Source organism: Polaromonas sp. CG_23.6, from assembly GCF_029892315.1.
GTDB lineage: Bacteria > Pseudomonadota > Gammaproteobacteria > Burkholderiales > Burkholderiaceae_C > Polaromonas.
Genome location: NZ_JARXUY010000001.1, coordinates 2,496,099 through 2,521,656 on the forward strand (window position 1 = coordinate 2,496,099; position 25,558 = coordinate 2,521,656).

The 25,558-nt window shown below is 58.5% G+C and carries 27 protein-coding genes and 2 tRNA genes; 5 read left to right on the top strand and 24 right to left on the bottom strand.

The window, feature by feature from the left end; translation table 11 throughout:
• Window positions 1–68: 68 nt before the first annotated feature.
• Both H4V98_RS11805 and H4V98_RS11810 read right to left on the bottom strand, forming a co-directional pair.
• Window positions 69–947, bottom strand: a complete 879-nt coding sequence (locus tag H4V98_RS11805) for a CoA transferase (RefSeq protein ID WP_196864208.1) — start codon at window positions 945–947, stop codon at window positions 69–71.
• The gene (locus H4V98_RS11810) at window positions 944–1,285 is read right to left on the bottom strand and encodes a hypothetical protein (protein WP_196864209.1); all 342 of its coding nucleotides are present in this window, start codon (window positions 1,283–1,285) and stop codon (window positions 944–946) included. Before H4V98_RS11810 ends, H4V98_RS11805 begins: the two co-directional genes overlap by 4 nt.
• On the opposite strand from H4V98_RS11810, the gene dinG reads away from it, so the two are divergent.
• Window positions 1,284–3,470, top strand: coding sequence for an ATP-dependent DNA helicase DinG (dinG, locus tag H4V98_RS11815; RefSeq protein WP_196864210.1), 2,187 nt, complete (start codon window positions 1,284–1,286; stop codon window positions 3,468–3,470). The genes H4V98_RS11810 and dinG overlap by 2 nt on opposite strands.
• 156 nt (window positions 3,471–3,626) lie before the next feature.
• Here dinG and H4V98_RS11820 read toward each other — a convergent pair whose 3' ends face one another.
• The 6 genes from H4V98_RS11820 to H4V98_RS11845 form a co-directional block, all read right to left on the bottom strand.
• A complete protein-coding gene (locus tag H4V98_RS11820; protein ID WP_196864211.1) occupies window positions 3,627–4,361 on the bottom strand; it encodes an ABC transporter ATP-binding protein in 735 nt (244 codons plus the stop codon).
• On the bottom strand, window positions 4,358–5,122 hold the full coding sequence (locus tag H4V98_RS11825) for an ABC transporter ATP-binding protein (RefSeq protein ID WP_196864212.1): 765 nt from the start codon (window positions 5,120–5,122) through the stop codon (window positions 4,358–4,360). Before H4V98_RS11825 ends, H4V98_RS11820 begins: the two co-directional genes overlap by 4 nt.
• Window positions 5,119–6,153, bottom strand: coding sequence for a branched-chain amino acid ABC transporter permease (locus tag H4V98_RS11830; RefSeq protein WP_196864213.1), 1,035 nt, complete (start codon window positions 6,151–6,153; stop codon window positions 5,119–5,121). The genes H4V98_RS11825 and H4V98_RS11830 overlap by 4 nt, the downstream gene beginning before the upstream one ends.
• Window positions 6,150–7,013, bottom strand: coding sequence for a branched-chain amino acid ABC transporter permease (locus H4V98_RS11835; protein ID WP_196864214.1), 864 nt, complete (start codon window positions 7,011–7,013; stop codon window positions 6,150–6,152). Before H4V98_RS11835 ends, H4V98_RS11830 begins: the two co-directional genes overlap by 4 nt.
• A 167-nt stretch (window positions 7,014–7,180) precedes the next feature.
• A complete protein-coding gene (locus H4V98_RS11840; RefSeq protein WP_196864215.1) occupies window positions 7,181–8,368 on the bottom strand; it encodes an ABC transporter substrate-binding protein in 1,188 nt (395 codons plus the stop codon).
• 258 nt (window positions 8,369–8,626) lie between these two features.
• Window positions 8,627–9,130, bottom strand: a complete 504-nt coding sequence (locus H4V98_RS11845; RefSeq protein WP_196864216.1) for a flavodoxin domain-containing protein — start codon at window positions 9,128–9,130, stop codon at window positions 8,627–8,629.
• Between the two features lie 166 nt (window positions 9,131–9,296).
• Between H4V98_RS11845 and H4V98_RS11850 the strand changes: the two genes are divergently transcribed.
• Window positions 9,297–9,373, top strand: a tRNA-Pro gene (locus H4V98_RS11850).
• A gap of 41 nt (window positions 9,374–9,414) precedes the next feature.
• Window positions 9,415–9,491, top strand: a tRNA-Arg gene (locus H4V98_RS11855).
• 68 nt (window positions 9,492–9,559) lie between these two features.
• Here the strand turns inward: H4V98_RS11855 and H4V98_RS11860 are convergent.
• The 9 genes from H4V98_RS11860 to H4V98_RS11900 form a co-directional block, all read right to left on the bottom strand.
• Complete coding sequence (locus tag H4V98_RS11860; protein WP_196864217.1) at window positions 9,560–10,468, bottom strand: fused MFS/spermidine synthase; 909 nt, start codon at window positions 10,466–10,468, stop codon at window positions 9,560–9,562.
• The gene (locus tag H4V98_RS11865; protein WP_196864218.1) at window positions 10,452–11,069 is read right to left on the bottom strand and encodes a fused MFS/spermidine synthase; all 618 of its coding nucleotides are present in this window, start codon (window positions 11,067–11,069) and stop codon (window positions 10,452–10,454) included. Before H4V98_RS11865 ends, H4V98_RS11860 begins: the two co-directional genes overlap by 17 nt.
• Before the next feature lie 152 nt (window positions 11,070–11,221).
• On the bottom strand, window positions 11,222–11,926 hold the full coding sequence (locus tag H4V98_RS11870; RefSeq protein WP_196864219.1) for a glutathione binding-like protein: 705 nt from the start codon (window positions 11,924–11,926) through the stop codon (window positions 11,222–11,224).
• Window positions 11,927–12,117: 191 nt separating this feature from the next.
• A complete protein-coding gene (locus tag H4V98_RS11875) occupies window positions 12,118–13,377 on the bottom strand; it encodes an acyl-CoA dehydrogenase family protein (RefSeq protein ID WP_196864220.1) in 1,260 nt (419 codons plus the stop codon).
• A gap of 93 nt (window positions 13,378–13,470) precedes the next feature.
• Window positions 13,471–14,562: a phosphotransferase family protein gene (locus tag H4V98_RS11880; RefSeq protein WP_196864221.1), complete on the bottom strand. Its 1,092-nt coding sequence runs from the start codon at window positions 14,560–14,562 to the stop codon at window positions 13,471–13,473.
• 28 nt (window positions 14,563–14,590) lie between these two features.
• Window positions 14,591–15,316 carry a Crp/Fnr family transcriptional regulator gene (locus tag H4V98_RS11885; RefSeq protein WP_196864222.1) on the bottom strand — a complete coding sequence of 242 codons (726 nt, stop codon included), beginning with the start codon at window positions 15,314–15,316 and terminating at the stop codon, window positions 14,591–14,593.
• A 326-nt stretch (window positions 15,317–15,642) separates the two neighbouring features.
• Complete coding sequence (locus tag H4V98_RS11890; protein ID WP_196864223.1) at window positions 15,643–16,422, bottom strand: enoyl-CoA hydratase; 780 nt, start codon at window positions 16,420–16,422, stop codon at window positions 15,643–15,645.
• Between the two features lies 1 nt (window position 16,423).
• Entirely contained in the window at window positions 16,424–17,947 is a 1,524-nt protein-coding gene (locus tag H4V98_RS11895; protein ID WP_196864224.1) for a 3-hydroxyacyl-CoA dehydrogenase, read from the bottom strand.
• A gap of 45 nt (window positions 17,948–17,992) precedes the next feature.
• Window positions 17,993–19,000 carry a D-2-hydroxyacid dehydrogenase family protein gene (locus tag H4V98_RS11900; protein WP_196864225.1) on the bottom strand — a complete coding sequence of 336 codons (1,008 nt, stop codon included), beginning with the start codon at window positions 18,998–19,000 and terminating at the stop codon, window positions 17,993–17,995.
• 247 nt (window positions 19,001–19,247) lie between these two features.
• Here H4V98_RS11900 and H4V98_RS11905 point away from each other — a divergent pair, with 247 nt between their 5' ends.
• Complete coding sequence (locus tag H4V98_RS11905) at window positions 19,248–19,517, top strand: hypothetical protein (protein ID WP_280757518.1); 270 nt, start codon at window positions 19,248–19,250, stop codon at window positions 19,515–19,517.
• Window positions 19,518–19,722: 205 nt separating this feature from the next.
• Here H4V98_RS11905 and lexA read toward each other — a convergent pair whose 3' ends face one another.
• The gene (lexA, locus tag H4V98_RS11910; RefSeq protein WP_196864227.1) at window positions 19,723–20,427 is read right to left on the bottom strand and encodes a transcriptional repressor LexA; all 705 of its coding nucleotides are present in this window, start codon (window positions 20,425–20,427) and stop codon (window positions 19,723–19,725) included.
• 126 nt (window positions 20,428–20,553) lie between these two features.
• Between lexA and H4V98_RS11915 the strand changes: the two genes are divergently transcribed.
• Window positions 20,554–21,519 carry an asparaginase gene (locus H4V98_RS11915; RefSeq protein WP_196864228.1) on the top strand — a complete coding sequence of 322 codons (966 nt, stop codon included), beginning with the start codon at window positions 20,554–20,556 and terminating at the stop codon, window positions 21,517–21,519.
• A 44-nt stretch (window positions 21,520–21,563) separates the two neighbouring features.
• Here H4V98_RS11915 and adk read toward each other — a convergent pair whose 3' ends face one another.
• From adk to H4V98_RS11945, 6 genes are all read right to left on the bottom strand, one after another.
• Complete coding sequence (adk, locus tag H4V98_RS11920; RefSeq protein ID WP_196864229.1) at window positions 21,564–22,220, bottom strand: adenylate kinase; 657 nt, start codon at window positions 22,218–22,220, stop codon at window positions 21,564–21,566.
• Between the two features lie 181 nt (window positions 22,221–22,401).
• Complete coding sequence (gene kdsB / locus H4V98_RS11925) at window positions 22,402–23,157, bottom strand: 3-deoxy-manno-octulosonate cytidylyltransferase (RefSeq protein WP_196864230.1); 756 nt, start codon at window positions 23,155–23,157, stop codon at window positions 22,402–22,404.
• A gap of 6 nt (window positions 23,158–23,163) precedes the next feature.
• Window positions 23,164–23,346, bottom strand: coding sequence for a Trm112 family protein (locus H4V98_RS11930; protein ID WP_196864231.1), 183 nt, complete (start codon window positions 23,344–23,346; stop codon window positions 23,164–23,166).
• Entirely contained in the window at window positions 23,291–24,358 is a 1,068-nt protein-coding gene (gene lpxK, locus H4V98_RS11935) for a tetraacyldisaccharide 4'-kinase (RefSeq protein WP_196864232.1), read from the bottom strand. Before lpxK ends, H4V98_RS11930 begins: the two co-directional genes overlap by 56 nt.
• Before the next feature lie 40 nt (window positions 24,359–24,398).
• Complete coding sequence (locus H4V98_RS11940) at window positions 24,399–24,827, bottom strand: biopolymer transporter ExbD (RefSeq protein ID WP_196864233.1); 429 nt, start codon at window positions 24,825–24,827, stop codon at window positions 24,399–24,401.
• Complete coding sequence (locus H4V98_RS11945) at window positions 24,824–25,456, bottom strand: MotA/TolQ/ExbB proton channel family protein (protein ID WP_280757856.1); 633 nt, start codon at window positions 25,454–25,456, stop codon at window positions 24,824–24,826. The genes H4V98_RS11940 and H4V98_RS11945 overlap by 4 nt, the downstream gene beginning before the upstream one ends.
• Window positions 25,457–25,558: the final 102 nt, after the last annotated feature.

Sequence of the window (25,558 nt, forward strand, 5' to 3'; positions counted from 1 at the left end):
GCATGGCCCAAGCGCCATGCACTGCTGATGCAGGTAGTTACGACCTGCCGCCTGATCAATGGCGGGGCTCAAGCCATGGTGTGCAGCGGAATGTCTTTTTCCGCAGCCAGTGCATCCAGTTCCCCGCGCGTTCGCATCAGCAAAAAAGCGGCGACCGCCTTGTGCGTGGCCGGCTCGAACATTGCCTGCTGGCTGGCCGCTGCAATCCCTGCCGCCGCGCAAAGCCTCAGGGCGAAGTGCGGCTCCAGCGCAGCCAGTGCCACACGCCCGTCCCGGCACGGATAAATGCGGTAACCGGCATGGCCGCCACCAATGGTCGCCCCCGGCTGGCTCAAGCCCCAGGCGCGGGGCAGGGCGAGGTAGCCGGCCGCGCCGGACAAGGCGATTTCGAGGTAAACGCCTTCGCCCTGATGACGCTGGTGCATCAGGGCTTGCAATACCGCTTCGCTGGCCATCAGTGAACCGCCCATGTCTGCATACAGCGTGGCGGGCAGTTCCAGGCCGGGCACCAGTCCGTTTTCGGCCAGATAGGTCAGGTCGTGGCCGGGTTCTTCAGCGCGTTCACCGGGGCTGCCGACGATGGCGATTTGCGACAGTGCCGGATAGCGCGCATGCAGCGTTTCCCAGGCAATACCCAACTTATTGAAAGCCGAAGGGCGAAATGAGGTCAGCAGCACATCGCTATGAACCAGTTCGCGGTGCAGACATTCCTGGCCTTCGGCAGTTTTCAAATCCGCCTTGCGCACTGCGATGCCCTCATGCAGCTCCTCGTAGGCCGCCTGGTTGTAGTGGCGCATCGGGTCGCCGCCGGGCGGCTCAAACTTGAGGCAGGTGGCGCCCATCTGGCGCAGGCGCATCAGCGCGGCTGGGCCGGGCAGGTTGAGCGCCAGGCTCAGGATGCGGACACCGTGAAGGGGCTGGAAAGCGGCAGTGGATATAGATGTCATATGCTATAAAAATAGTAGCTGCTTATGCATGAACGATAAGCGCCAAGGGCTGAAACAATGCTCAATTTACCGCAAAAACGCATGGACCCGAAAAAAGGGACGACATTCTCAGCCGCGAACAGTTGGTTGCCAAGGCTGAAAGCGAGGTCAGCGCCTGGCTCACAACCGGTTTCGAAAACGGCAGCACTGGCCGGGCTGACCTTCAGCACGGTCACCGATCCGGCGCAGGCCGTGCCGCTGCTTTGAACCAAGCCAGCAGCCCCGAGGCGGGCTGAAAAAACAGGCGGGGTAAACTCGTCCCTCAAGCAGTTTTCGCTGCTTTCAACCTCTTTTTCCATGCCCCCTGACGACATTGCCCGGCTGGCGCTTGCTGCCTTTGACCACGCCGTGGACGCCTCTGGCGCCTTTCGCGACCGCCCCGGCCAGCGGCTGATGGCCGAAAAAGTCGCCCAGACTTTCAGCATGGCTACCCTGGGCAAAACCGATGACGATGGTGACGAACCCATTCGCGCAATTGCCGTGGTCCAGGCAGGCACCGGCGTGGGCAAGTCACTGGCCTATTGCGCGCCGGCCATTGCCGCCGCCCTGGCGCGCAACACCCGGGTGATGATTTCAACCGCCACCGTGGCCTTGCAGGAGCAGCTGGTCAACAAGGACTTGCCGGCGCTGGCGGCCATCTTGCCGCAGGACTTTCGCTTCGGCCTGGCCAAGGGGCGCGGGCGCTACGTCTGCAAGCTCAAGCTCTCGCGCCATGCAGGCGATGCAGACAGCGCGGCAGAAGCGGATGACGACCTGTTTGCCGACGAACTGGCCGCCGCCGCACCGCTGCATGTGATGCAAGCGCGCGCGGTGTTCTATTCCGCACTGGTGCGCGATCTGGGCAGCGGCGCCTGGGACGGCGACCGCGACAACCTGCAGCAGCCGCCCGAATCCGAGTTGTGGTCGCCGGTGGCGGCCGAGGCCAGTTCATGCACCGGCAAGCATTGCCCGGTCTTCAACCAGTGCACCTATTACGAAAAGCGCAAGGAACTGGTCGGCGCCCAGGTGATCGTGGTGAACCACGACCTGCTGATGTCCTCGCTCGGTTCGCGCATGCTGCCGGAACTGGACAACTGCCTGCTGGTGCTCGACGAAGGGCATCACCTGCCGGCCGTGGCGCTGGACCACTTCGCCGCTTCCATGGACCTGAGCCGCACCTTGTGGATTGAAACGCTGGCCAACCGCGCGCGCCGTATCGGCGGGCTGATGACGGTGTCTGAATCCGCCGACGTGCCGCGCCTTGCTGCCCAACTGCGCCAAGGCATGGTTGACCTGAGCCGCCTGCTGATGGACCTGCATGGCCAGGCTTTCAAGGAAGCGCGAAACCAGCAGGGGCCGGTGCGCTTTCGCCTGCCGCGCGGCGTGTTGCCCGAAGCGCTGGACGAGCCGCTGCGGCTGCTCCATGTGTTGGCCGAAAGCTTTTTGGCCATCCTGAGCACCATTGCCAAGGCCTTGCGCACGGCAATGCGCGACCAGCCCGACGAAGCGCGTCGGCTGTCCATCCTGTATGCGCAGCTGGGCATGCTCTCGCCCCGGCTGGAAAAAGTCCAGGCGACAACTGAGTTGCTGCTAAAAGCGGCCGTGAACGATCAAGACAGCGTGCCGGTGGCCAAATGGTTCACCTTCGAAACCGGCCAGGGCGGGCTTGACAGCGGCCTGGTGGTTATCAAGGCGCATGCCAGCCCGATCCTGCCGGGCAGCACGCTGCGCCAGCATTTCTGGTCGCGGGTGCGTGCGGCGGTGGTCACCTCGGCCACGCTGACCAGTTGCGGAAAATTCGACTTTTACCTGCGCGAATCCGGTCTGGACCAGGACCCTGCGGCCAGTGTGCTGGAAGTTGCCAGCCCATTCGATTACGCCAGCCAGGGGCGTTTCGTCACGGTCGAAACCGTGGCCGACCCCCGGCAGGCCGAAGCCTTCACCGCTGAAATGGTCCAGTCGCTGCTGGGCGATCTGGCGCTGGTTTCGCACGGCGCGCTGTGCCTGTTCACCTCGCGCGAGCAGATGCGCGTTGCCGTAGCAGCGCTGTCGGGCGTGCTCAAGGACACGGTGCTGGTGCAGGGCGAACTGCCGCGCGCGCTGCTGCTCAGCCGCCATCGTGCGCGCGTCGAGGCCGGCGCGGCATCGGTCATTTTCGGCATGCAGTCTTTTGGCGAAGGCCTGGATTTGCCGGGGCAATTGTGCGAGTCAGTGTTCATCGCCAAGCTGCCGTTTGCGCCGCCGGACGATCCGGTGGGTGAGGCGCGCGCCGAGTGGCTGCGCTCGGTGGGCCGTGACCCGTTCAGCGAACTGGTGGTGCCGGCCACGGCAATCCGGCTGGCGCAGTGGGCCGGGCGCGCCATTCGACTGGAAACCGACCGGGCTTTTGTCTATTGCTACGACCGCCGGCTGGTGAACACGACTTATGGACGGCGCCTGCTGGAGGGGCTGCCGGCATTCCTGCAGCAGCGCCGCAGCGCGGCGGGAACGGTTACGCCTGGCTGAATGGGCTGGTTGAGGCTGAAAGACGAACCGTTTTAAGTATTAAAAAGGTCTTTTGCGCATGTCCTGTATGCGTAAGTCGCTATAAATTTGGTAGCTTAAACCTGTCAACCCTCTCATAAGCAGGGCGCGTGTTTTTGCAATTCTGGGGAATGCCCGCTAGACGCCCAGATACTGCTGCAGCAACTCGGGCTGGTCATGCAGTTCCTGGGAGCTGCCCTGAAACACCACTTCGCCCTTGACCAAAATCACGTTGCGGTCGGTGATCTGGCTGACGTGTTTCCAGTTCTTGTCGACGATAACGCTGCTGATGCCGGTGTCCCGCACCAGTTGGCAAATGCGCCAGATTTCGCGGGCGATCAGCGGCGCCAGGCCTTCGGTGGCCTCGTCCAGGATCAGCACGTCCGGGTTCGTCATCAGTGCGCGGCCGATGGTCAGCATCTGCTGCTCGCCGCCGCTGAGCTGCTGACCGCCGTGGCCCAGCCGTTCCTTCAGCCGGGGAAAGGTGTCCAGCACCCGCTCATAGGTCCAGTCGCGCTGGCCCCGGGTGCCGGCGCGTGCAGCCATCTTCAGGTTTTCCATCACGCTCAGGTTGCCGAAGATGCCCCGGCCTTCAGGAACATAGGCCATGCCGAGGCGGGCAATTTCATACGGTGAACGCCCGGTCATCATTTGTCCGGCAATCTCGACCGAGCCGGTGCGCGGCTTGACCAGCCCCATGATGCTTTTGAGCAGGGTGCTCTTGCCCATGCCGTTGCGGCCCATCAGGCCAATGGTCTCGCCGCGCGCCACGCTGAAGCTCACGTCGCGCAGGATGTGGCTGGCGCCGTAATAGGTGTTGATCTGCCGGGCGTTGACCAGCAGTTCCTGTGGGTTGAGGCGCGGCGATGTCATGCGTTTTCTTCCCCGATGTCTTCGCCCAGATAGGCGGCCTGCACGCCGGCGTCCAGCCGGATTTGCGCGGGCGTTCCGCTGGCGATGACCTGGCCGTTGACCATCACGGTCAGCTGGTCGGCCAGGCTGAACACCGCATCCATGTCGTGTTCCACCAGCAGCATGGCGTGGTCTTTTTTCAGCAGGTGCAGCAGCTCGATCATGCGTTCGGCCTCCTGCGCGCCCATGCCGGCCAGTGGCTCGTCGAGCATCAGCACCTGCGGTTGGGTGGCCAGCGTCATGGCGATTTCCAGCTGGCGCTGCTCGCCGTGGCTGATCGTGGCGGCAACGCTGTGCACCCGGTCTTTCAAGCCTGAAAGCTCGATGGCGCTTGCTGCGCGTGCATTGATAGCTGAAAAATCAGTAGCACGATGAAACCATTTGAAGGCGTTTGGCTGGCGCGACTGGGATGCCAGTCGTACGTTTTCCCAGACCGTGAAGGGCAGGAAAATATTGGTTTTCTGGTAGCTGCGCCCGAGTCCCCTAGCCGAAATCTTTTCGGGGCTCCAGCCGGTGATGTCCTGCCCACCCAGCAAGACGGAGCCCGAGGTCGGCGGCAGGTCACCCGAGAGCAGGTTGGTCAGCGTGGATTTGCCGGCGCCGTTGGGACCGATGACCGCATGAATGCGGCCGCGCATCAGGTCGATGGACACGTCGTTAACCGCTGCCAGCCCGCCAAAGCGCTTGGTCAGGTTTTTGGCGCTGAGAAGCACTTCGCTCATGCCGCTTCCTTTTGATCATCAGGAACGACGGGCTTGCGCTTTCCTGCATTGCCCAGCCGCTCGGCAAGCCCCAGCAAACCGCGCGGCGCGAACGTCACCAGCAGCACGATGAACAGGCCCATCCACAACTGCCAGTGCTTGCCCAGGTTGACGCTGCCGACCTGCGGCAGGTCCTTGAAGACATGCAGCAAATACTCAAAGGCAAAAGCGCCCACGATGGCGCCGGCAATATTGCCCATGCCGCCGAGCACGACCATCATGATGGTGTGCGCGCTCATCTGAAACCCCATCAGTTCGGGGTTGATATAGCCGGTCTGCGTTCCCCAGAGGTAGCCCGCCAGTCCGGCCAGGCTGCCCGCCAGCGTGAAGGCCATGAGCTTGTAGCGGAAGGTGCGAAAACCCATGGCCCGCATCCGGTGCTCGTTAACGCGGATGCCCGCCAGCGCCCGGCCGAACGGGCTCCAGAGCAGTCGCCGCAAGAACACATAAACCACCAGCATGGCGGCCAGGGTGAAGTAGTAAAGCGTGCGCTTGCTGTCCAGTTCGAACGGCACCCAGCCGAACAGCGCCGCGTCGGGCCTGAAATTGATGTAAAGCCCGTCCGAGCCGCCCAGCGCCTTGTTGTCGAAGAACAGGAAAAACACCATTTGCGCAAACGCCATGGTGACCATGATGAAGTAGATACCATGTGTACGCACCACGAAAAAGCCGATGACCAGCGCGGCCAACCCCGACGCCAGCACGGCCACCGGCAAGGTCCACCACAGGCTGACCGGCTCGCCGGGGGGCGTCAGGAAAGCCAGTGCATAGCCGGCCAGTCCGAAGTAGGCGGCATGGCCCAGCGACACCAGGCCGGTCACGCCCTGCAGCAAGTCCAGGCTCATGGCAAAAATCGCCATGATCATCATGCGCGTGACCATTTCGGTGTAGTAGTCGGTGCTGGTGAAAGGAAACGCAAACAGTGCCAGCAGGCTCAGCGCCAGCGCGACCTGCACGCCGCGCGGCAAAATCTCAAGATTGGAGCGAATCATTGCTTGAACAGGCCTTCAGGTTTGTACAGCAGCACGACCGCCATCAGGACATAGACCAGCATGCCCGATACCTGGGGCAGCAGCACCTTGCCAAAGGTATCGACCAGGCCGACCAGCAGCGCGGCGATCAGGGCGCCGCGCACCGAGCCGATGCCGCCGATCACCACCACCACAAAGCACATGATCAGCACCTGCGAGCCCATATTGGGATAGACGCTGGCGATTGGCGCGGCAATCATTCCCGCCACTGCCGCCAGTCCGACACCCAGCGCAAACACCACCGCATGGATCAGCTTGATGTTCACGCCCAGCGATTCGGCCATGTCGCGGTTGAAGGCGCCGGCGCGAATCTTCATGCCCAGGCGGGTCTTTGAAATCAGGAAATAAAGGCCAGCGGCCAGGGCCAGGCAAATGCCTGACATGAACAGGCGATACACCGGGTAGGACAGGTTGTCGGTCAGCGGAATCGAGGCTTGCAGCAGTTCGGGAATTGGCACGCCATGCACGTCGTCGCCCCATAGGATGGAGCGCATCTCTTCAAAAATATAGATCAGTCCAAAGGTCAGCAGCACCTGGTCCAGGTGGTCGCGGTTATAGAAATGGCGAAAAAGCAGCCATTCCAGCGCCAGGCCAAACAGCACCGACAGCGCTGCGCCGACCACAATCGCCAGGCTCAGGCTGCCAAACTGCGCACTCAGCGACCAGGCCAGGTAGGCGCCCAGCATGTAAAAGCTCCCGTGCGCCAGGTTGACCACGCCCATGATGCCGAAGATCAGCGTCAGGCCGGCCGCCAGCATGAACAGCAGCAGTCCGTACTGCACGCTGTTCAGCAGCTGGATGAAAAAATTGGCGAGATCCATCGGCAGGCTTATTGTGAAATGTGGATGACAGAAGTCCAGAGCAGCGTTTGATAAAAGGCGTTTCCCTGCAAGCAGGGGCCACGGGACTGGCTTTGCCAGACCGCAGGCGCAGCGGCCCTCTCGGGGGGCAGGGAGTTACACGCAGTGAACGACCGTGGGGGCCATTTCTAGGCCATCTTGCAGCCCGCGCCCGAGTCGGCCAAGGCTTTGGCGGCAATGCCAATCACCTTGTTTTCATTGTTTTCAACAACGCGCAGGTAGATGTCCTGCACCGGGTTGTGCGCCTTGCTCATGGACCATTTTCCACGGGGGCTGTCGATGGTGGCGCTTTCGAGTGCCTTGTACAGGGCGGGCTTGGCGCTCAGGTCGCCCTTGACGGCGTTGGCGCCCTGGATGAGCAGCAGGCCCGTGTCGTAGCCCTGCATCGCGTACACATCGGGCTGGCTGCGAAAAGCTTTCACGTAGTCCAGCCGGAATTTCTTGTTGCGCGGGGTGTCGAGCGAATCGCTGTAGTGCATGGTGGTGACAATTCCTTCGGCCGCCGGGCCAGCAGCGTCGAGCACACCTTCGGTCAGGAACCCTGAGCCGTACAGCGGAATTTTGTCCTTCAGACCTGCCGCAGCATAGTCGCGAATGAATTTGGCCGCACCGCCGCCGGCAAAGAAGCAGGCCACGGCGTCAGGCTTGAGTGCGGCGATTTCAGTCAGCAGCGCCTGAAATTCAACATTGGGGAAGGGCACGCCGAGTTCCTTGATGATGGTGCCGCCAGCCGCCGTGTAGCTTTCCTTGAAGCCTTCAAAGGCTTCGTCGCCGGCGGCGTACTTCCAGGTGATCCAGACAGCTCTTTTATGGCCCCTGTCCATCATGACCTTGCCCAGCGCCCGGGTCGGCTGGGAATTGCTGAAGGATGTGCGAAACACATTGGGCGCGCACAGAGCGCGGGTGGCGGCATGCACGCCGGCATTCGGAATCAGGCACAGCACACCGCTGTCCCGGGCCACCTTCTGGATGCCCATCTGCACGCCCGAATGCACAGTGCCGACCAGCACATCGACCTTGTCGCGCTGAACCAGCTTGCTGGCGTTTTCGATTCCCTTTGACGGCTCGGATTCGTCATCGACCTTGAAATATTCAATCTCGCGCCCGCCCAGCTTGCCGCCTTGCTCATTGATGGCCATGCGAAAGCCGTTTTCAATCGCCACGCCAAGCTGGCTGAACGTTCCTGTGTAAGGCAGCATGAAGCCCACGCGCACTTTGGCAGACTGAGCCCGTACGATTCCGGGAATCAGCAGTGCGGTGGAGGCAGCGCCCACCAGGGCAGCGCTGCGGGTGAGGACCAAACGACGAGTAGACATGCAATTCCTTGATGGGTGACAGGTATGAATCGAATATAAAGCGACTGGCGGCAATGCGGCCTAGTGTAAAACCCGAGCTTCAAGATTAAATTGTTTAGTCGTGAAGTATTTTCATACAGGTTTTTTCTATGTGAAACTTGCTTTTCATGCGGGCACATTCACGTAGAACAGGGCCTTTGCGGAGTTGAAGTGAGTCTCTTTGGATGCGTCATGTCTTGCATAACCTGCGGCAATGCAACGACGCAGATGCCTGTATTTTCAGTCGCCATCGCCTGTGTTGTCTGGCGCACTGACTCCCGGCGTGGCGGCTTTCAGCCACTCGCGGCACCATTGGGCAGCCTTGGCCTCGGGCGGTGTGCCATCGCTTGAATCCAGAAATAAGATGTCGCCAAGGCGTTGGGCGCCCAGGTCCTGCAATCGTTCGTCAAAGCGGATCCCGCCAAAGCCATAGGTTTCCGAATGCGACATGCTGTCGACCAAGGCAATCACGCCATAACGGACATGGCCCAGATAGCGGGCTTGCGCGTCCAGTGACTGGAAAAGCAGTTGTGCATTGTCCGGAACATCACCCGCGCCATATGTGGAAATGCACACCAGAAAGAGCGTATCTGGAGCTTGTTCAGCGTCGAAGACCTGAATGTCCAGACCGTCCATCCGTTCAAGCTCGACAGCGCTTACCAAGTCCGCGCTTTCCATCTGAATGGCCTGCGCAACATGCTCCGCCGTGTGAGTCATGCTGCCGACGAGGATTTTCAGTTTCATTTTGATGTGTCCGGTGTAGTGGAAGTGCATGGCGCACCTTGTAATGAAGGCTGCTGGAACTGAGTTCCTTGTCCTGTCCAAGACAGAAAAAGTCAGGCGATGCATTAAAAATCTTTAGTCGTCTCTTAAAGCAGCGCATTTTTACGGACTATAATAATCAACTTGTCGGAGTGTGGCGCAGTCTGGTAGCGCACCTGGTTTGGGACCAGGGGGTCCAAGGTTCGAATCCTTGTACTCCGACCATCAATCAATAAAAAAGCTCACGTTGTGGGCTTTTTTTATATCTGTCCGTAGCTCAGTTGGATAGAGCATCAGCCTTCTAAGCTGAGGGTCGTGGGTTCGATCCCCTCCGGGCAGACCAGATCACTATGTATGCATTTATCAATGCCTACGCAAAATGGCCGTATCTTGTTAAAACGAATGGCCGAATCACCATAATTTCCACCATGGATTTGAATTTTCACTTTTGTTCAGCAAATTGGCGGGTGAATATTGGTCGGTCAGGATTCTGGTGTCCTCTGGCCAGTCGACTTTTGTTGAAAACAGGGGCAGCAGCCATTCCTTGCCTGTTCCAAAAAGATTGAGCTTTGCCTCCAGCCGGCCTGCATTGGCCTGGATTTGCGCCATGGGCGGCAAGTTGCCATTTGTGGCCAGGATCACACGGTTTTCAATCTTCAGGTTGTAAAAGCCGCCAAACACACTGGCATAGGTGGCGGACTCGGCGTCATAGAGCCTGGACGATGAAAACGTGTTGGCCGCCAGCACGCCGTCCTTTTCCAACAATGACTTGACTTCCAGCAGGTATTCCCGGGTCAGCATGTGCTCAGGGACATAGACATGGTCAAAGGCATCAAGAATGACAATGTCGTACTTTTTTTCTAGCTTTTGCGCACGCTTGACAAAGACCCGTCCATCCTCAATGGCGACACGGTTGGATTCGGTAGGGTTGAAATCAAAAAAGCGCTCTGCAACCTTTGCCACGGCCGGGTCAAGTTCGACGGTTTCAATGCTTGCCTGGGGAACGATTTTTTTCAGTGTTGAGGGCAGGCTGCCTCCACCCAGGCCGATGATCAGGATGTTTTTCGGCTGGGGCTTGATGTAAAGCGCGCCCAGCAGCATTCTGGTGTAGTTCAGTACCAGCGTGTCAGGATTCTTCAGTGAAATACAGGTTTGCCGACCCGTCCCCTGGCGACCAAACTTCATGCAGCGAAGGCCTTGCTCCTCATACACCAGAATATTGCGGTAGAGGGATTTTTCCTGATAGATGTCCTGCGCACTCGCCGCAGCAGCCGTCAATCCCAAGGCTGCGCCCATCAGCCATTCATGCAGTCGAGGCATGTTTGATCCTTCCCCGGTGAAACACCAGCCCTGCCATGCCGATCAAAAAGGAAATGCTCATCATTCCCCACAAAATCTGGTCCAGCTCGAACAACAGCACCAGGTAAAAAGATGTCAGCAGGGTGCCCAGCATGCTGCCGAAGGTCGATACGAAAAAGACTTTGCCCGCCACCTGTCCGCTGGTTCCCAGGCCGTCCACCAGTAACCGGACCGCATAAGGGGACACCGCGCCGGACACCGTGATCGGCAGAAAGAAAAGTGCGACCGATGCGCACAGCGCACCATAGCGGGGATCAGCCACATGGTCAAAAATGAACTCCAGAATGGGGGTTGATGCCATCACGCACGGAAGCGCTGCCAGCATGGCCAGCAGCAAAATCGCGCTCAACTTTTCCACGCTCGGCCGACGGGCGGACAACGATCCGCCAATCAGATAGCCAATGGACAGCGACAGCATGAACAGCGTGATGATGGCGCCCCATACGTAAATGCCGGTCCCGAAGAACGGCCCCAGCGCCCGTCCTCCGAGCAGTTCCAGCGCCATGACAAAAAAACCGGACCAGCCGGCCAGAAGATAGACAAAAAATTTATACGCTGTCATCCGACTGTATTTTCCAATTGATTGGACCGGGGTCGCCATGCAGGACTCGGTGCAAAAGGGTTATCTCGCCCGTCCATGATCCAGATGGCCGTACTGAAAAAGGGTCGTTTGGAAAGCCGGCATGGCATTAAAAAAAACGCAATCGCAGCACCTCAGCGCTTCTGGTATTGCGTGCTGCCAAACAGGACTTCGCGCTGTTTGTCATCCCGGAACGGTTTGCGCAATTCGGCAAGCACCTCGACACCGCGTTTGACGGCCGGCCTGGCGCTGACCAGGTCGAACCAGGCTTTGAGGTGCGGAAAGTCGGTCCAGTCGATGCCCTGGTCTTCCCAGCTGCGCACCCATGGAAAGATGGCGATGTCGGCGACCGTGTACTGGTTGCAGGCCATGAATTTGCTTTTGGACAGTTGCTTGTCCATGACGCCGTACAGGCGCCTGGTTTCGTTGGTGTAGCGGTTGACGGCGTAGTCGATCTTTTCGGGCGCGTATTTTCGGAAATGATGGGTTTGCCCGAGCATGGGCCCGACGCTGCCCATCTGGAACATCAGCCATTGCAGCACCTGGAACTTGAGCCGGTCACTTTTAGGCAAAAATTTCCCGGTTTTCGACGCCATGTAAAGCAGGATGGCGCCTGATTCAAACAGTGACATCGGCTTGCCATCGGGGCCGTCCGGATCGATGAGCGCCGGTATCTTGTTGTTAGGGCTGATGGCAAGGAACTCGGGCTTGAACTGGTCGCCTGCGCCGATATTGACCGGAAACACCTGCCAGTCGCGCCCCAGCCGAAGGCCGCATTCCTCCAGCATGATATGAACCTTGTGGCCATTGGGCGTGGGCCAGGAATAGACATTGATCACAGGAGTTTCCTTGTGTATTGACGTCAAGCGACTTTACGTGAAGTGAAAAAATCATTGGTCACGGCAAACCGCACAACTTGAGGGCTGGAAATAAAAAAACGTGAAGATTCATGCCTTTTGCGCATGCAGAACGGGCACATATTGCTATATAAAAAATAGCAATATGTGCCCGTTAAAGATTCTTCGGGTTATCAGCTGCCGCGTGTCACCGGCATCTCGACCTCACCGGGAAGAAGCATGTGCTTGGCCAGTTCCAGTTTGGCCAGCGATGCACGGTGAACTTCATCCGGTCCGTCGGCAAGACGCAGTGTGCGCTGGCTGGCGTAGGCATAGGCCAGGGGGAAATCGTCCGACACGCCGCCGCCGCCGTGGGCCTGGATGGCCCAGTCGATGATCTGGCACGCCATGGTGGGGGCGACCACTTTGATCATGGCAATTTGCGCCTTGGCCACCTTGTTGCCCACGGTGTCCATCATGTAGGCGGCATTCAGGGTGAGCAATCTGGCTTGTTCGATCATGCATCGCGCATCGGCAATGCGTTCGCTCCACACCGACTGGCGGGCAATCGGCTTGCCGAAAGCGATGCGGCTGTTGAGCCGCTTGCACATCAACTCCAGCGCGCGCTCGGCAATGCCGATGCTGCGCATGCAGTGGTGGATGCGTCCGGGGCCCAGGCGACCCTGGGCAATCTCGAAGCCGCGTCCTTCGCCCAGCAGCAGGTTGCTGGCGGGCACGCGGACATTGGTCAGGCGCACTTCCATGTGGCCATGCGGAGCGTCGTCGTAGCCGAAAACAGTCAAGGGCCGGATCACGGTGACGCCGGGCGAATTGGCCGGCACCAGAATCATCGATTGCTGCTCATGGCGGCCGGCTTCGGGGTCGGTCTTGCCCATCACGATGTACACCGCGCAGCGCGGATCGCCCGCACCGGACGACCACCACTTCAGGCCGTTGATCACATAGTCGTCACCGTCACGCTCGATACGGCACTGCACGTTGGTGGCGTCGGAAGAGGCAACTTCAGGCTCGGTCATCAGGAAGGCCGAGCGGATTTCGCCCTTGAGCAGCGGGTCCAGCCATTCGTCCTTGTTGGCTTCCGAGCCATAGCGGGCAATGGTTTCCATGTTGCCGGTGTCAGGCGCCGAGCAATTGAAGACTTCAGCAGCAAACGGCACCCGGCCCATGATTTCGCACAGCGGTGCGTATTCAAGATTGGAAAGGCCTTCGGGCGCACGCGGCGACTGCGGCAGGAACAGGTTCCACAACCCGGCGGCGCGCGCCTTGGGCTTGAGTTCCTCGATCAGCGTGGTGGGAATCCAGGCATTGCCGTTGGCCCGGTTTTCAGCGATTTCACGGAAAAACCGTGCTTCGTTCGGATAAATATGCTCATCCATGAACTTCAACAGGCGCGCCTGAAGTTCTTTTACTTTGGGGGTGTAGTCGAAGTCCATGAATATCTCCTGAAAGGGCTGCTTGTTATAAAGAAAGGCTGGCGGAAAAAAACGGTGGTTTGTCGGTCAGTGGATGTGTTGGGCCGTGCGCAGTCAGGCTTGAGCCTTTAGCGCAAAATCCCAGGCCATCCTGGCTAGCACTGGCGCGCCGGCGGCAGAACTGACTGCCTGTGCGCTGGATGCAGTGCCGGCTTCAACGCGCTTGGCAATGCCCTGCAGGATGGCGGCCAGGCGAAACAGGTTGTAGGCAAGGTAAAAGTTCCAGTCTGCCTTGAGCGCCTCGGGTGTGGTCAGGCCGGTGCGCTCGCAATACTTGGCGATGTATTGAGCTTCGGTCGGAATGCCCAGGCTCGCAACATCCAGCCCGCCAATGCCGCGAAAGGTGCCAGGCGGAATGTGCCAAGCCATACAGTGGTAGCTGAAGTCGGCCAGCGGATGACCCAGGGTGGACAGTTCCCAATCCAGCACCGCCAGTACCTGGGGCTGGGTAGGGTCAAACAGCAGGTTGTCAAGCCTGAAGTCGCCATGCACGATGGACACCATGCCTTCATCACGAGCGCTGGCAGGAATGTTTGCAGGCAGCCACTGCATCAGGCTGTCCATTTCTGGAATGGGCTGGGTGACGGATGCCTGGTACTGCTTGCTCCAGCGGCCAATCTGGCGCTCGAAGTAGTTGCCGGGCTTGCCGTAGCTGGCCAGACCGCGTTCGGCAAAATCGACCTTGTGCAAGGCCGCGATGACGCGGTTCATCTCGTCATAGATTTCGCCGCGCTGCAGGGGCGTCATGCCGGGCAGGGACTGGTCCCACAGTACACGCCCTTCGACAAACTGCATGACGTAAAAAGCCCGGCCAATGACCGATTCGTCTTCGCACAGGCAGAACATTCGTGGCACTGGAACCGCCGTGCCTTGCAAACCCTGCATGACCTTGAATTCGCGCTCGACCGCATGTGCCGATGGCAGCAGCTTGGCGACCGGGCCGGGCTTGGCGCGCATCACGTAACTGGCATGCGGTGTGATCAGTTTGTAGGTTGGATTGGACTGACCGCCTTTAAAAATTTCGACATTCAGCGGGCCTTTAAAACCGTTCAGATGCGTATTCAAGTAAGTACCCAGCGCTTCAGTGTCAAAAGCTTGTCCGGCGGTGACGGCACGGGTGCCGATGAAATGGTCAAAATTACTCATGGGGCTGGATTCCTTGGGGCAGTTCTGGTTATTTGTCGGCATCCGCTTCTGAAATACGCAGCAGTGTCTGGCGGTTGCGCACCACCAGGCCACCCGGCTCGATGCGGATGGCTTCCTCGCGTTCCATGGCCTTGAGTTCCTGGTTTACGCGCTGGCGTGAGGCGCCCAGCAGCTGTGCCAGTTCTTCCTGCGCCAACTGCAGGCTGATGCGGGTATCGCTTCCATTGGCCAGACTGGGAACGCCGTAGCTGCGCACCAGGTGCAGTAACTGCTTGGCCAGCCTTGCCCGCAAAGGCAGGGTGTTGAGGTCCTCGACCAAGCCAAACAACTGGCGGATGCGCCGAGCGTGCAGGCGCAGCAATGCTTCGTAGAGTTCGACGTGCTGCGTCAATATTTTTCGCAGATCGGCGCGCGCCACGCACAAGATCGTGGTAACGCCATGCGCATAGGCATCGTGGGTCCGGCGTTCGCCGTCGAAAATCGCCACGTCGCCAAACCAGATTCCCGGCTCGACATACGTCAGCGTCACCTGCTTGCCGGAAATCGAGGTTGAACTGACGCGCACCGCGCCCAAGGCGCATGCAATCCATTCTTCCGGCGGATCGCCGCGCGCCGCAATCAGGTCGCCGTCTTTGAATCGTTTGACATATGCGCATCGGAGAATGTCGTGCCTCAGGGAGGGTGAGAGGGATGAGAACCAACGGCCGCTGTTGATGGCCGCTCTTTCGTCTATCGTAAGAATAGGATCGTCCATGGTCTGTCTTTTGGGTGACTAACAAAAATTGGCATTGTCGCTTTAGCGACCTGCGGCGAAGTTGATTGCAATTGCTACGGTGTCGAATCGATATCTCATTGCCGGTAAGGCAACAGTCGGTTTCAAGCGGGAATCATGCAGGCTACATCAGGAAAGTTTTTGCCGAATGCACGATAAGGCATGCCCAAAATCCAGCAAAGTTGGAATACTGGTCATCACGCTGGTGGCTAATTAGAAAATTCTTATTTAAGCACAATAAGCATTTAGCGCATGCTGGTTATGCTTCAGCAGCTATCGAATCAGGAGTCATCAAATCAGGAGATATGTCAGCGGTAGTGCGGCAGGCGTTTTTTTAAAAACGCCTCAATCCCTTCACCGCCATTGGCATGGTGCAGGTTGCGCACGAAATGGTTGCGTTCGCTGTCCAGTTGCTGGCTCAGGGTGTTGGCCGCTGCGTCATTGATCAGGTCCTTGATGCTGGCCAGCACATTGGGCGCGCGGGCATTGAGCCGTGCGGCCAATACCAGCGCTTCACCGATCGCACCGCCGGCTGCTGTGACGCGGTTGACCAGGCCCAGCTGATGCAGTCGATCGGCGCTGATGCGCTCGGCCCCCATGAGCAGTTCACTGGCCAGGGCGCGTGGCAGAGCGCGCGCCAGGCTCCAGCTGCCGCCGCCATCAGGCGACAAGGCCACGGTGCTGTAGGCCATGACGAACACGGCGTTGTCGGCGGCGACTATGAAATCGCAAGCCAGTGCCAGGGAAAAGCCCGCACCAGCGGCCGCCCCTTCGACCGCCGCAACGACCGGCTTGGGATAGGTGCGAATGGCTTCAATCCAGTTGTGCAGCGCTTCAATGCTTTGAGCTTGCACTTCGGATGGCAGGCGCCGGTTGGCTTGTAATCGAAGCAAATTACCGCCAGCACAAAACATGTTGCCTTCGCCAGTGATCACCACGCTGCGGATTTCCGGGTTGTTCTCAGCGGCGTTCAGCGCCTCGATGCCTGCGGCGTACATGTCTGGGCCAAGCGCGTTCTTGTGCTCCGGATCGCTCAGCGTCAGGATCAGCGTGCCACTTTCACAGGTACTTTTCAATGCGCCGGACATGTCAGCTTTCCTCGTGCATCAGGCTTAGGCCAATGGCTCCCCGGCGACGCAGCCAGGGCGAGGGCCGGTAGCGCTGGTCACCGTACACAGTTTGCAGGTTGAACAGCACTTCCAGAATATTGGTCGGTCCATAACGGTCACCCATGGCAAGTGGGCCCATGGGGTAACCCAGCCCCAGCGTAACGGCGGTTTCCAGGTCTTTCGGGGTGCAGATGCCCTGCTGGCAAATGTCACTGGCAATATTGACGATGGTGGCCACCACGCGCTGCGTCACAAAGCCACCACTGTCGCGGATCACACTGACCGCCTTGCCGTCGCGCGCAAACAGCGCATGCGCCGCATCGCGCATATCGATGCGCGTGGCCGGGTTCGTGGCCAGCACGCGGCGCTTGGTGGCGGCATCATCGATCAGCATGTCGATGCCTACGGTGCGCGCCGGGTCCAGGCGCTCGACGACAGCAACCGTGGTGATGTCGAATCCGAGAGGTGCTACCAGCGTCAGTGCCTGTGGAGAAGGCGAGAGTCCAGTCTCGATATGGGCCCCAAGGTTTTTCAGCAACTGCAGAAGTTCCGATCGCCGTGCTGCCTTGGGTGAGACCCAGACGGGTGGCATTTCAGTCACTTCAGGAACAGGCATTTCGGCAGGGACTTGGGCCGTACCACCTTCGTAGCGGTAAAAGCCTTCGCCAGTCTTGCGTCCCAGCAGGCCACCCGCCAGGCGCTGCGCGGTGATGACGCTGGGCCGGTATCGGTCTTCCTGATAATACTGGTGATAAATGGATTCCATCACCGGATGCGACACATCCAGCGCGGTCAGGTCCATCAGCTCGAATGGACCGAGCCTGAAGCCAGCCTGGTCCCGAAGGATGCGGTCGATGGTGGCGAAATCGGCAATGCCTTCGCTGACAATGCGCAATGCCTCGGTGCCGTAGCCGCGGCCGGCGTGGTTGACGATAAAGCCCGGTGTGTCCTGCGCCTGCACCGGCGTGTGGCCGATCTGGCGCGCATATTCGCTCAGTCCATGGCAGGTCTCGGCATCGGTCTTCAGGCCAGCTATGACCTCCACCACCTTCATTAGCGGCACCGGATTGAAAAAGTGGTAGCCGGCAAAGCGGTTTGGGTGCTTGAGGCCGGCTGCAATCGCCGTGACAGAGAGCGACGATGTATTGCTTGCCAGCACGGTTTGTACCCGAACGATGGCTTCGAGCTCATCGAACAGCGCTTTTTTGCTGTCCAGTCGCTCAACAATGGCTTCGATGACCAGGTCGCAGTCGGACAGGTCGGCGAGCCTGTCCGCGATGTGAACCCGGGCTTTGTGAGCCTGCGCAATGTCGGCGCCGATGCGTCCTTTTTCATGCATCCGGTCCCACTGGGTACACAGCGCCTCGCGCGCTTTCTGCGCAGCGCCCGCTTGAGCATCCATCAGTTTGACAGTGCTGCCGGCCTGTGCGGCAATCTGGGCAATGCCCCGTCCCATGGCGCCCGTGCCCACGATGCCGACTGTTTGGTAAAAAGGTGTTTGCATGGTTGATTGACTGGATAGAAAGATTGAACGGAGCAATGACAGGGGCTAGCGCCTGACTTGCAGTGCGCCCGGATTGACGATATTCGTCGGCGTACCCTTGATGAAATTGATGATGTTGTCAAAGGCAGCGCCAAAATACATCTCGTAGCTGTCCTGCTCTACATAACCAATGTGTGGCGTGCAGATGCAATTCTCCAGCCGCAAAAGGGCATGCCCCTGCAGGATAGGCTCCGATTCAAACACGTCGATTGCCGCCATGCCGGGACGTCCCCGGTTGAGCGCGGCAATCAATGCTTCGGGTTCGATCAGCTCAGCGCGTGACGTGTTGACGAGCAAGGCGGTCGGCTTCATGCGCGACATGTCTTCCAGTGTGACAATGCCGGTCGTTTCTTCTCCAAGCCTCAGATGCAAACTCAGTACATCGCATTGCTTGAAAAGCTCGATCTTGCTGGGTGCAATTTCAAATCCGTCGGCTTGGGCGCGTTCTCGCGAGGCCGGGCTACCCCAGATGATTACCCGCATGCCGAATGCCCGCCCGTAGCCGGCCACCAGCTGGCCGGTCCTGCCGTAGCTCCAGATCCCCAGTGTCTTGCCTTTTAGCAAGCTTCCGAGGCCAAAATTAGGCGGCATGGACGCTGATTTCAGCCCTGATTGTTGCCACGCACCATGCTTAAGGTGCGACACATACTGCGGAATGCGGCGCATGGCTGCCATGACCAGCGCCCAGGTCAGCTCTGCTGGCGCAGTTGGAGAGCCCGTGCCCTCTGCCACCGCAATGCCGCGCTCCGTGCAGGCCGCTACATCGACATGGGTGCCGATCCGGCCCGTCTGGACAATCAGCTTGAGCTTGGGCAGCTTGTCAATCACCTGGCGGGTCAGGTGGGTGCGCTCGCGGATCAGAACGATCACGTCGGCGTCCCTCAGTCGGACCGACAGCTGGCCAGCGCCTTTGACAGTGTTGGTGTACACCTTGGCAGGATAGGCTTCGAGCTTGGCCGCGCAGGCGAGTTTTCGCACTGCGTCCTGGTAATCATCAAGAATCACAATATTCATGCAGATATTGTGCCTTCAAGAACCCTGTTTTTTGAAGATTACCCGCTCTCCCTTGGAATAGGCTGTTTGCTGGTTTCGTGTTAATGCCAGGGTACTACGCACGTGGCTGGCAGACTGGTTCTATTTCGTTGTGAGAATGCTGATCGATTTGGACCAACACTGGAAAAACCATCAATCCGCCACAGAGTGCGCCGCTTGCAATGCCATGCGGTCAAGTTCAGCGCAGACATCGGCCATTCGCCCTGAGATGACCATTCGTCCCGCGCAATCAGGCCGAATGTTTGCATCTGATTCACGAATGATCCGCAACACGCTGCGCGGCGATACATGTGGCATGGGAATGCACGTTGATTCGGCAATATCAGGACGTATTTTGAAACATGCGTCATTGCTTGCCGACGCCGTTCGAGGCCTAAAAGAAGACTGTGTTGCACCTGCCGACCCCAATGCCCTGGATCTAACGGTGCTGTGTGCGAACGAATCCCTGAGCCGGGTGATCCATGGCACCAGCGTCTGAACTGGTGCCGTCCAGAAGGCTTGCATGGGGGCAGGTGAAAAGCTGATGATTCGCATGAAGAGCTCCAGTTGATAAAGGTTGGATACAAGCGAGCAGGGGTCTGCCAAATGGAAAGGCGGATATTTTCAATAAAAGGCGGCAGTTTTGCTGTCATTACCGTTGACAGCGGGCTTTGTCGGAACACTGCCCAGAAAGACAAGCTGTACTACATCGAAAACTTGCCGCGGATCAAGCCGACAGCCAGCCCTTCAAGCTCGAAAGGTTCGCCAGGATGGACCACAATGGGTTTGAAGTCGGGATTTTCTGACAGCAGTTCGATCAGATGCTGATTGCGGTGAAAGCGTTTGACGGTGACCTCGTCACCGAGCCGTGCGACTACGATCTGTCCGTTTTGGGCTTCCCGAGCCTGTTTCACGGCCAGCAAGTCGCCCTCCATGATGCCCACATCGCGCATGCTCATGCCGCGCACCTTGAGCAGATAGTCTGGTTTCTGATCAAACAGGGAGCTTTCAAAAAAGTAGGTCTGTTCGATGTGTTCCTGCGCCAGGATCGGGCTTCCTGCAGCCACCCGGCCTACAAGCGGCAGGGCCCACTGGGCAATCCGATCAGGAGCCCTTAAAAAGGGTTCTCTCCGCGATTCGTTCAAGGCCCGCAATGCATCGGTCCGAAGTCGGATGCCTCGCGAGGTGCCGCTGACGAGTTCGATGACCCCCTTTTTTGCTAGAGCCTTCAAGTGCTCTTCGGCAGCATTGGGTGAACGAAAGCCGAGTTGGGCAGCAATTTCCGCCCTGGTAGGAGGCGCGCCTGTCTGGGCAATGGCGGTCTGAATCAATTCCAGAATTTGGGTCTGCCGGGCTGTCAATTTGGGTTTGTCAGCCGGCAGAGCGGAAAAATCATTGAAAGTGCGCATAAGCTGTGGGCCTTGGGTTAAAGCGGGACTTGGCTCAGATCAAAATTTCGAAAAATCCATGATGGCTGTATGAATCGCCAGTAACTGTATTTTCATACAGCCTTTATAAAAAAGCAACTAAATCTTATGAAACATCGAAAACTGGTCATTTTGGGAACTGGCGGAACCATTGCCGGGAAGGCGGATAACGCCACCGACAACATCGGCTATACCGCTGCGCAGGTAGGTATCGAGCAACTGCTCGAAGCCATTCCCGCGCTTTCTGCAAGCGGCTTGATCATCAGCGAGCAGGTGAGCCAGATTGACAGCAAGGATATGAGCTTTGAAGTCTGGGCGAGACTCGCGGCGCGTGTACGCCATTTTCTTGCGGATGATGATGTGCAGGGCATCGTCATCACACATGGAACGGACACGCTTGAGGAAACGGCTTATTTCTTGCAATTGACATGCCAGCCAACCAAGCCTGTAGTGATTACCTGCGCCATGCGCCCGGCCACCGCGCTGACGCCTGACGGTCCTCAAAACGTGATGGATGCCGTGGCCGTTGCCAGGCATCCAGGCGCTTGTGGCGTACTGGCTGTCTGTGCCGGAACTGTGCACAGTGCGCTTGATGTGCAAAAAGTGCATCCCTACAAGCTCGACGCTTTCAGTTCAGGTGACGCTGGTCCCATCGGCTATGTTGAGGAAGGCCAACTCAGATTGCTAAGAAATTGGCCAGTTCGGCAGACAGGTGCTGACTATTTTGCTATTGAAAAAATATCAAGCTGGCCGCGTGTCGAGATTGTCATGAGCTATGCAGGCGCGAACGCGCTCATGGTTCAGGCATTGGTCAGTCAGGGCTTGCGGGGACTGGTAGTGGCGGGAACCGGCAACGGCACGGTGCATGAGGACCTGCAAGCCGGTTTGATAGATGCGCAGAGGGCCGGGGTTCGGGTTGTGCGCGCTACGCGTTGCCTTGATGGCCCCATTTTGCCTCTTTCAGCCAACGCGATTGAAGATTCTCAGGGGCTCAGTCCAGTCAAGGCCAGGATCGCATTGATGCTCGCTCTGATCAATGAAGAAGCAAGATATTCAACTTCCAAGAGTGCATAAAAAAAGCCATCCTGGGGGATGGCTTGTCCGGCGTATAAACCTGTTCAGTCCGAGAGCGCCTTGAAGGCCCTTTCCGTTATCTCTTCAACACTGCCCGTGCCGCTGATAACGCGGTATTTTGGTGCTTCTTCGGATGCAGCTTCTGCCCAGCCGGAGTAGTAGGCCACCAGCGGGCGTGTCTGGGCGCTATACACCTCAAGCCGCTTGGCGACGGTTTCTTCCTTGTCGTCTTCGCGCTGGATTAACGGCTCACCGCTCACGTCGTCCTGGCCTTCGACCTTTGGAGGGTTGTACTTGACATGGTAGGTGCGGCCTGAAGCACTGTGTGATCGGCGGCCGCCCATGCGCTCAATGATGGCTTCAAACGGCACGTCGATTTCGAGCACGTAATCGATTTTTACACCGGCTGCCTTCATGGCATCGGCCTGGGGAATGGTGCGCGGGAAACCGTCGAACAGAAAACCCTGGGCACAGTCAGGCTGGGTAATGCGTTCCTTGACCAGGTTGATGATCAGGTCATCGCTGACAAGACCGCCTTCATCCATGACCTTTTTGGCCTCGACACCCAACGGGGACCCTGCCTTGACCGCAGCCCGAAGCATGTCACCTGTGGAAATTTGTGGAATGCCGTATTTCTGGCAAATGAACGTGGCCTGGGTGCCTTTGCCCGCACCTGGAGCGCCCAACAAAATAAGTCTCATGAAAGTCCTCTGATTATTGTGAATTCTGCAAGCCAAACCGAAGATTTGACGGGCCGATTGGCCCTTTGTCGTTTTGCTTATTGCCGTGCTGACCGTATTTTTTTGGCCTGACAATTTTGCGGCCTAGGATATCATGCGCATCCCTGCCAAAAGCTTACACAAATGACGCTGGATACGGCTTTTAAGCCGTCAGGCGCCTAACACGTTCCAGATCCTCTGGAGTATCCACGCCAGCGCCTGGTGCCTGCTCGGTGATGTGAACAGCTATCCGGTAGCCATGCCACAAGGCACGCAATTGTTCCAGCGACTCCAGCTGCTCCATGGGCGCTTGGCTCAACTGGGGAAAAAGGCGCAAAAACCCGACCCGGTAGGCATAGACTCCGACATGACGCAACGGCCGGGGAAACCGGCCTTGTTCCCACCACGTCTGGCCGGCCAGGTCGCGCGCAGCAGGAATGGGTAAGCGGCTGAAATACATGGCTGTCTGTTGCATGTCCAGTACGACCTTGACAACATTGGGGTTGAGAAAATCGGCCAGATCATCGATGAAGTGCGCCGCAGTTCCCATGGCACAGTCGGGACGGCTTTGCAGCAGACCAGCCACCGCGTCGACTAGGGCCGGGTCTATCAGCGGCTCGTCACCCTGAACGTTGACCACGATATCGTCGTCGGCCAAGCCCAGCAAGTCGCAGGCTTCTGCAAGCCGATCGCTGCCGCTTGGGTGATCAACGCGGGTGAGCACAGCCTGGATGCCAAAGGCTTCGCATTGCGCAATGATTTCTGCGCTGTCAGCAGCAACGACGGTATTCAGCGCACTGCTTTGCAGCGCGCGCTGCGCCACGCGGACCACCATCGGCAAACCGTTGATATCTGCCAGCGGTTTGTTGGGCAGGCGCGTGGATGCCAGGCGCGCCGGGATGAGGACGGTAAAGCTCATGCCTGATTAGAGGCCAAGCTCTTCATCTGTCAACGGCCGTGCCTCGCTTTCCAGCATGACCGGAATTCCATCATGTACCGGATAGGCAAGGCGTGCGCTGCGCGAAACAAGTTCACGGTTTTCGCGGTTGTATTCAAGATGACCCTTGGTCACGGGGCAGACCAGCAATGCAATGAGTTTGGTGTCCATGGCTTGATGGTAATTGAGAAAGCAGGGGTCTCAGCAGCACATCCAGCGCATCGAGGAACGCGGGCTCGGGCGAGAATTCAAGCGGAACTGCCAGCACCTGCAGCCCCGAGGGCATTGAAAGGGCGAACAGCTTGACGGCATCCTTTTCCGTGCAGAGGACAATTCGGTCTGCCAGTGGCTCCAGATCGGCCTTTTTGAAGTCATGGTGGTCGGGAAATGCAAAAGTTTTTTCTAGCGTAAGCCCGCGTCCCCTGAGCATGTCAAAGAACCCTTCAGGATTGGCAATACCTGCAAGTGCAACCAACGGCTGGTGCGTCAACGACGTGATTGCCAGACGAGTGCCATTGGCATCCAGCGCATGGTTGGCCAGTCGGCGCCTTGAGGTGTAGCCGTCAAACGCAGCTTTCTGGCCGGTGTGCAGAACCAAATCAATGCCCTGGCCAAGACGCCCGGGCCACGCCTCGCGCAGCGGACCGGCGGGGAGTAACCAGCCGTTTCCTGCGCCCTTGTCATCGAACACTGCAATTTCAATGTCGCGCTGCAAGGCGTAGTGCTGCAGGCCGTCGTCGCACACAACAGCTTCCGTTTGAGGATAAGCCGCCAGCAAATTATGCAAGGCGACGGTTCGCTTATTTGCTACAAAAACAGGAGCGCCTGTTGCACGCTGGATAAGCGCAGGCTCGTCCCCTGATGCCTCGACTGCAGTATTCGGCGTAACTTCCAGGCTGTCCCGGCCGGCGCGCCCGTAGCCGCGCGAAACCACGCCGACCTGTAGCCCCTGTTCCTGAAGATGCCGAACCAACGCCATAACCAGAGGAGTTTTCCCCCCACCTCCCACGACAACGTTGCCCACCACGATGATTGGTATGTCAAAGCGCACGGATTTAAAAATGCCCTGCCGGTACAGGATCCAGCGCAATCTGACCATAAGGCGGTGAACTTGCGCCACCGGCCAGAGCAGACAGGCCAGCCAGCCACGCGTGCGCCAAGCGCGCAAAAGAATATCTTTCACGCCGCTGCCATGTTGTGTCTGAAGGCCAAGGTCTGCAAGCCTATCTGGCACCTGACGGTGACGTTCCCTGTGTGGCGAAGGTGATCTGCGTTAGTCCCTGGCGCCGCGCAGCTTCCATCACGGTGATAACGGCCTGATGCGTGGCACTCGCATCCGCGCTGATAACAATAACGCTGTCCTTTCCAGCCTTGGCCGCCTGTGTCAGGGCGGCACCCAGCAACTCGATTCCTCGGCCATCGACCAGCGCCTGGTTCACCATGTAACGCCCGTCGCTGCTGACGGCCACAATGACTTCTTTCGGGTGGTCTCGCATTTGTTCAGCGTCGGCAGCTGGCAGTCTGACCTGAAGCTCGGTGAATTTGCTGTAGCTGGTCGATAGCATCAAAAAGATGAGCACCACCAGCAGCACATCGATGAAAGGAATCAGGTTGATTTCTGGCTCGGGACGCGCGCGGGGACGAAAGTTCATTTGCGCAATCGGTTCAGATGGCGTACGAACTGTTCGGCTGCCAGTTCCATCGACAACAGATAGCCATCCACACGGGGACGAAAATAACGCCAAAAGATCAGCGCTGGAATAGCAACTATCAGGCCGAATGCAGTGTTGTACAGCGCGATCGATATTCCCTGCGCGAGTTGCGCCGGGTTGCCACCGCCAGCGCTGCTTGCATTGCCAGACTGGGCACCAAAAATCTCAATCATGCCAATGACGGTGCCCAAGAGGCCGAGCAAGGGAGCTGCTGACGCAATGGTGGCCAGAGCGGCGAGGTAACGCTCAAGTTTGTGCGCCGCCTGCCGGCCCGCGCCTTCCAGAGTAGAACGAAGATCGGCTTCGCTGATGCGGGGATTGGCGCCAAGTGCACGCAAACCGCTGGCCAGCACCTCGCCAAGCAGCGAATTCTGTTCCAGTTTCAGCACTACTTCCGGTGGTGGAAGGTTGGTTCTCGAAACCACCATGGCTTCAACGAGCAATTTGGGCGGCGCAATCTTCATGGTTTTCAGGCTGGAGAAACGCTCAATGACCAGTGCCAGCGCAACGATGGAGCATGCCAGCAGAGGCCAGATGGGCCAGCCAGCTGCTTGTATGATCGAAAACAATGCGGATCTCCAGACAGATAAGGGTGCTGGATTATGGCGCAGCGCCAGTGTCAGAAAATCATTTGTGGCATCCTGTAATCGATTGTAGCCAGGCTTAATACG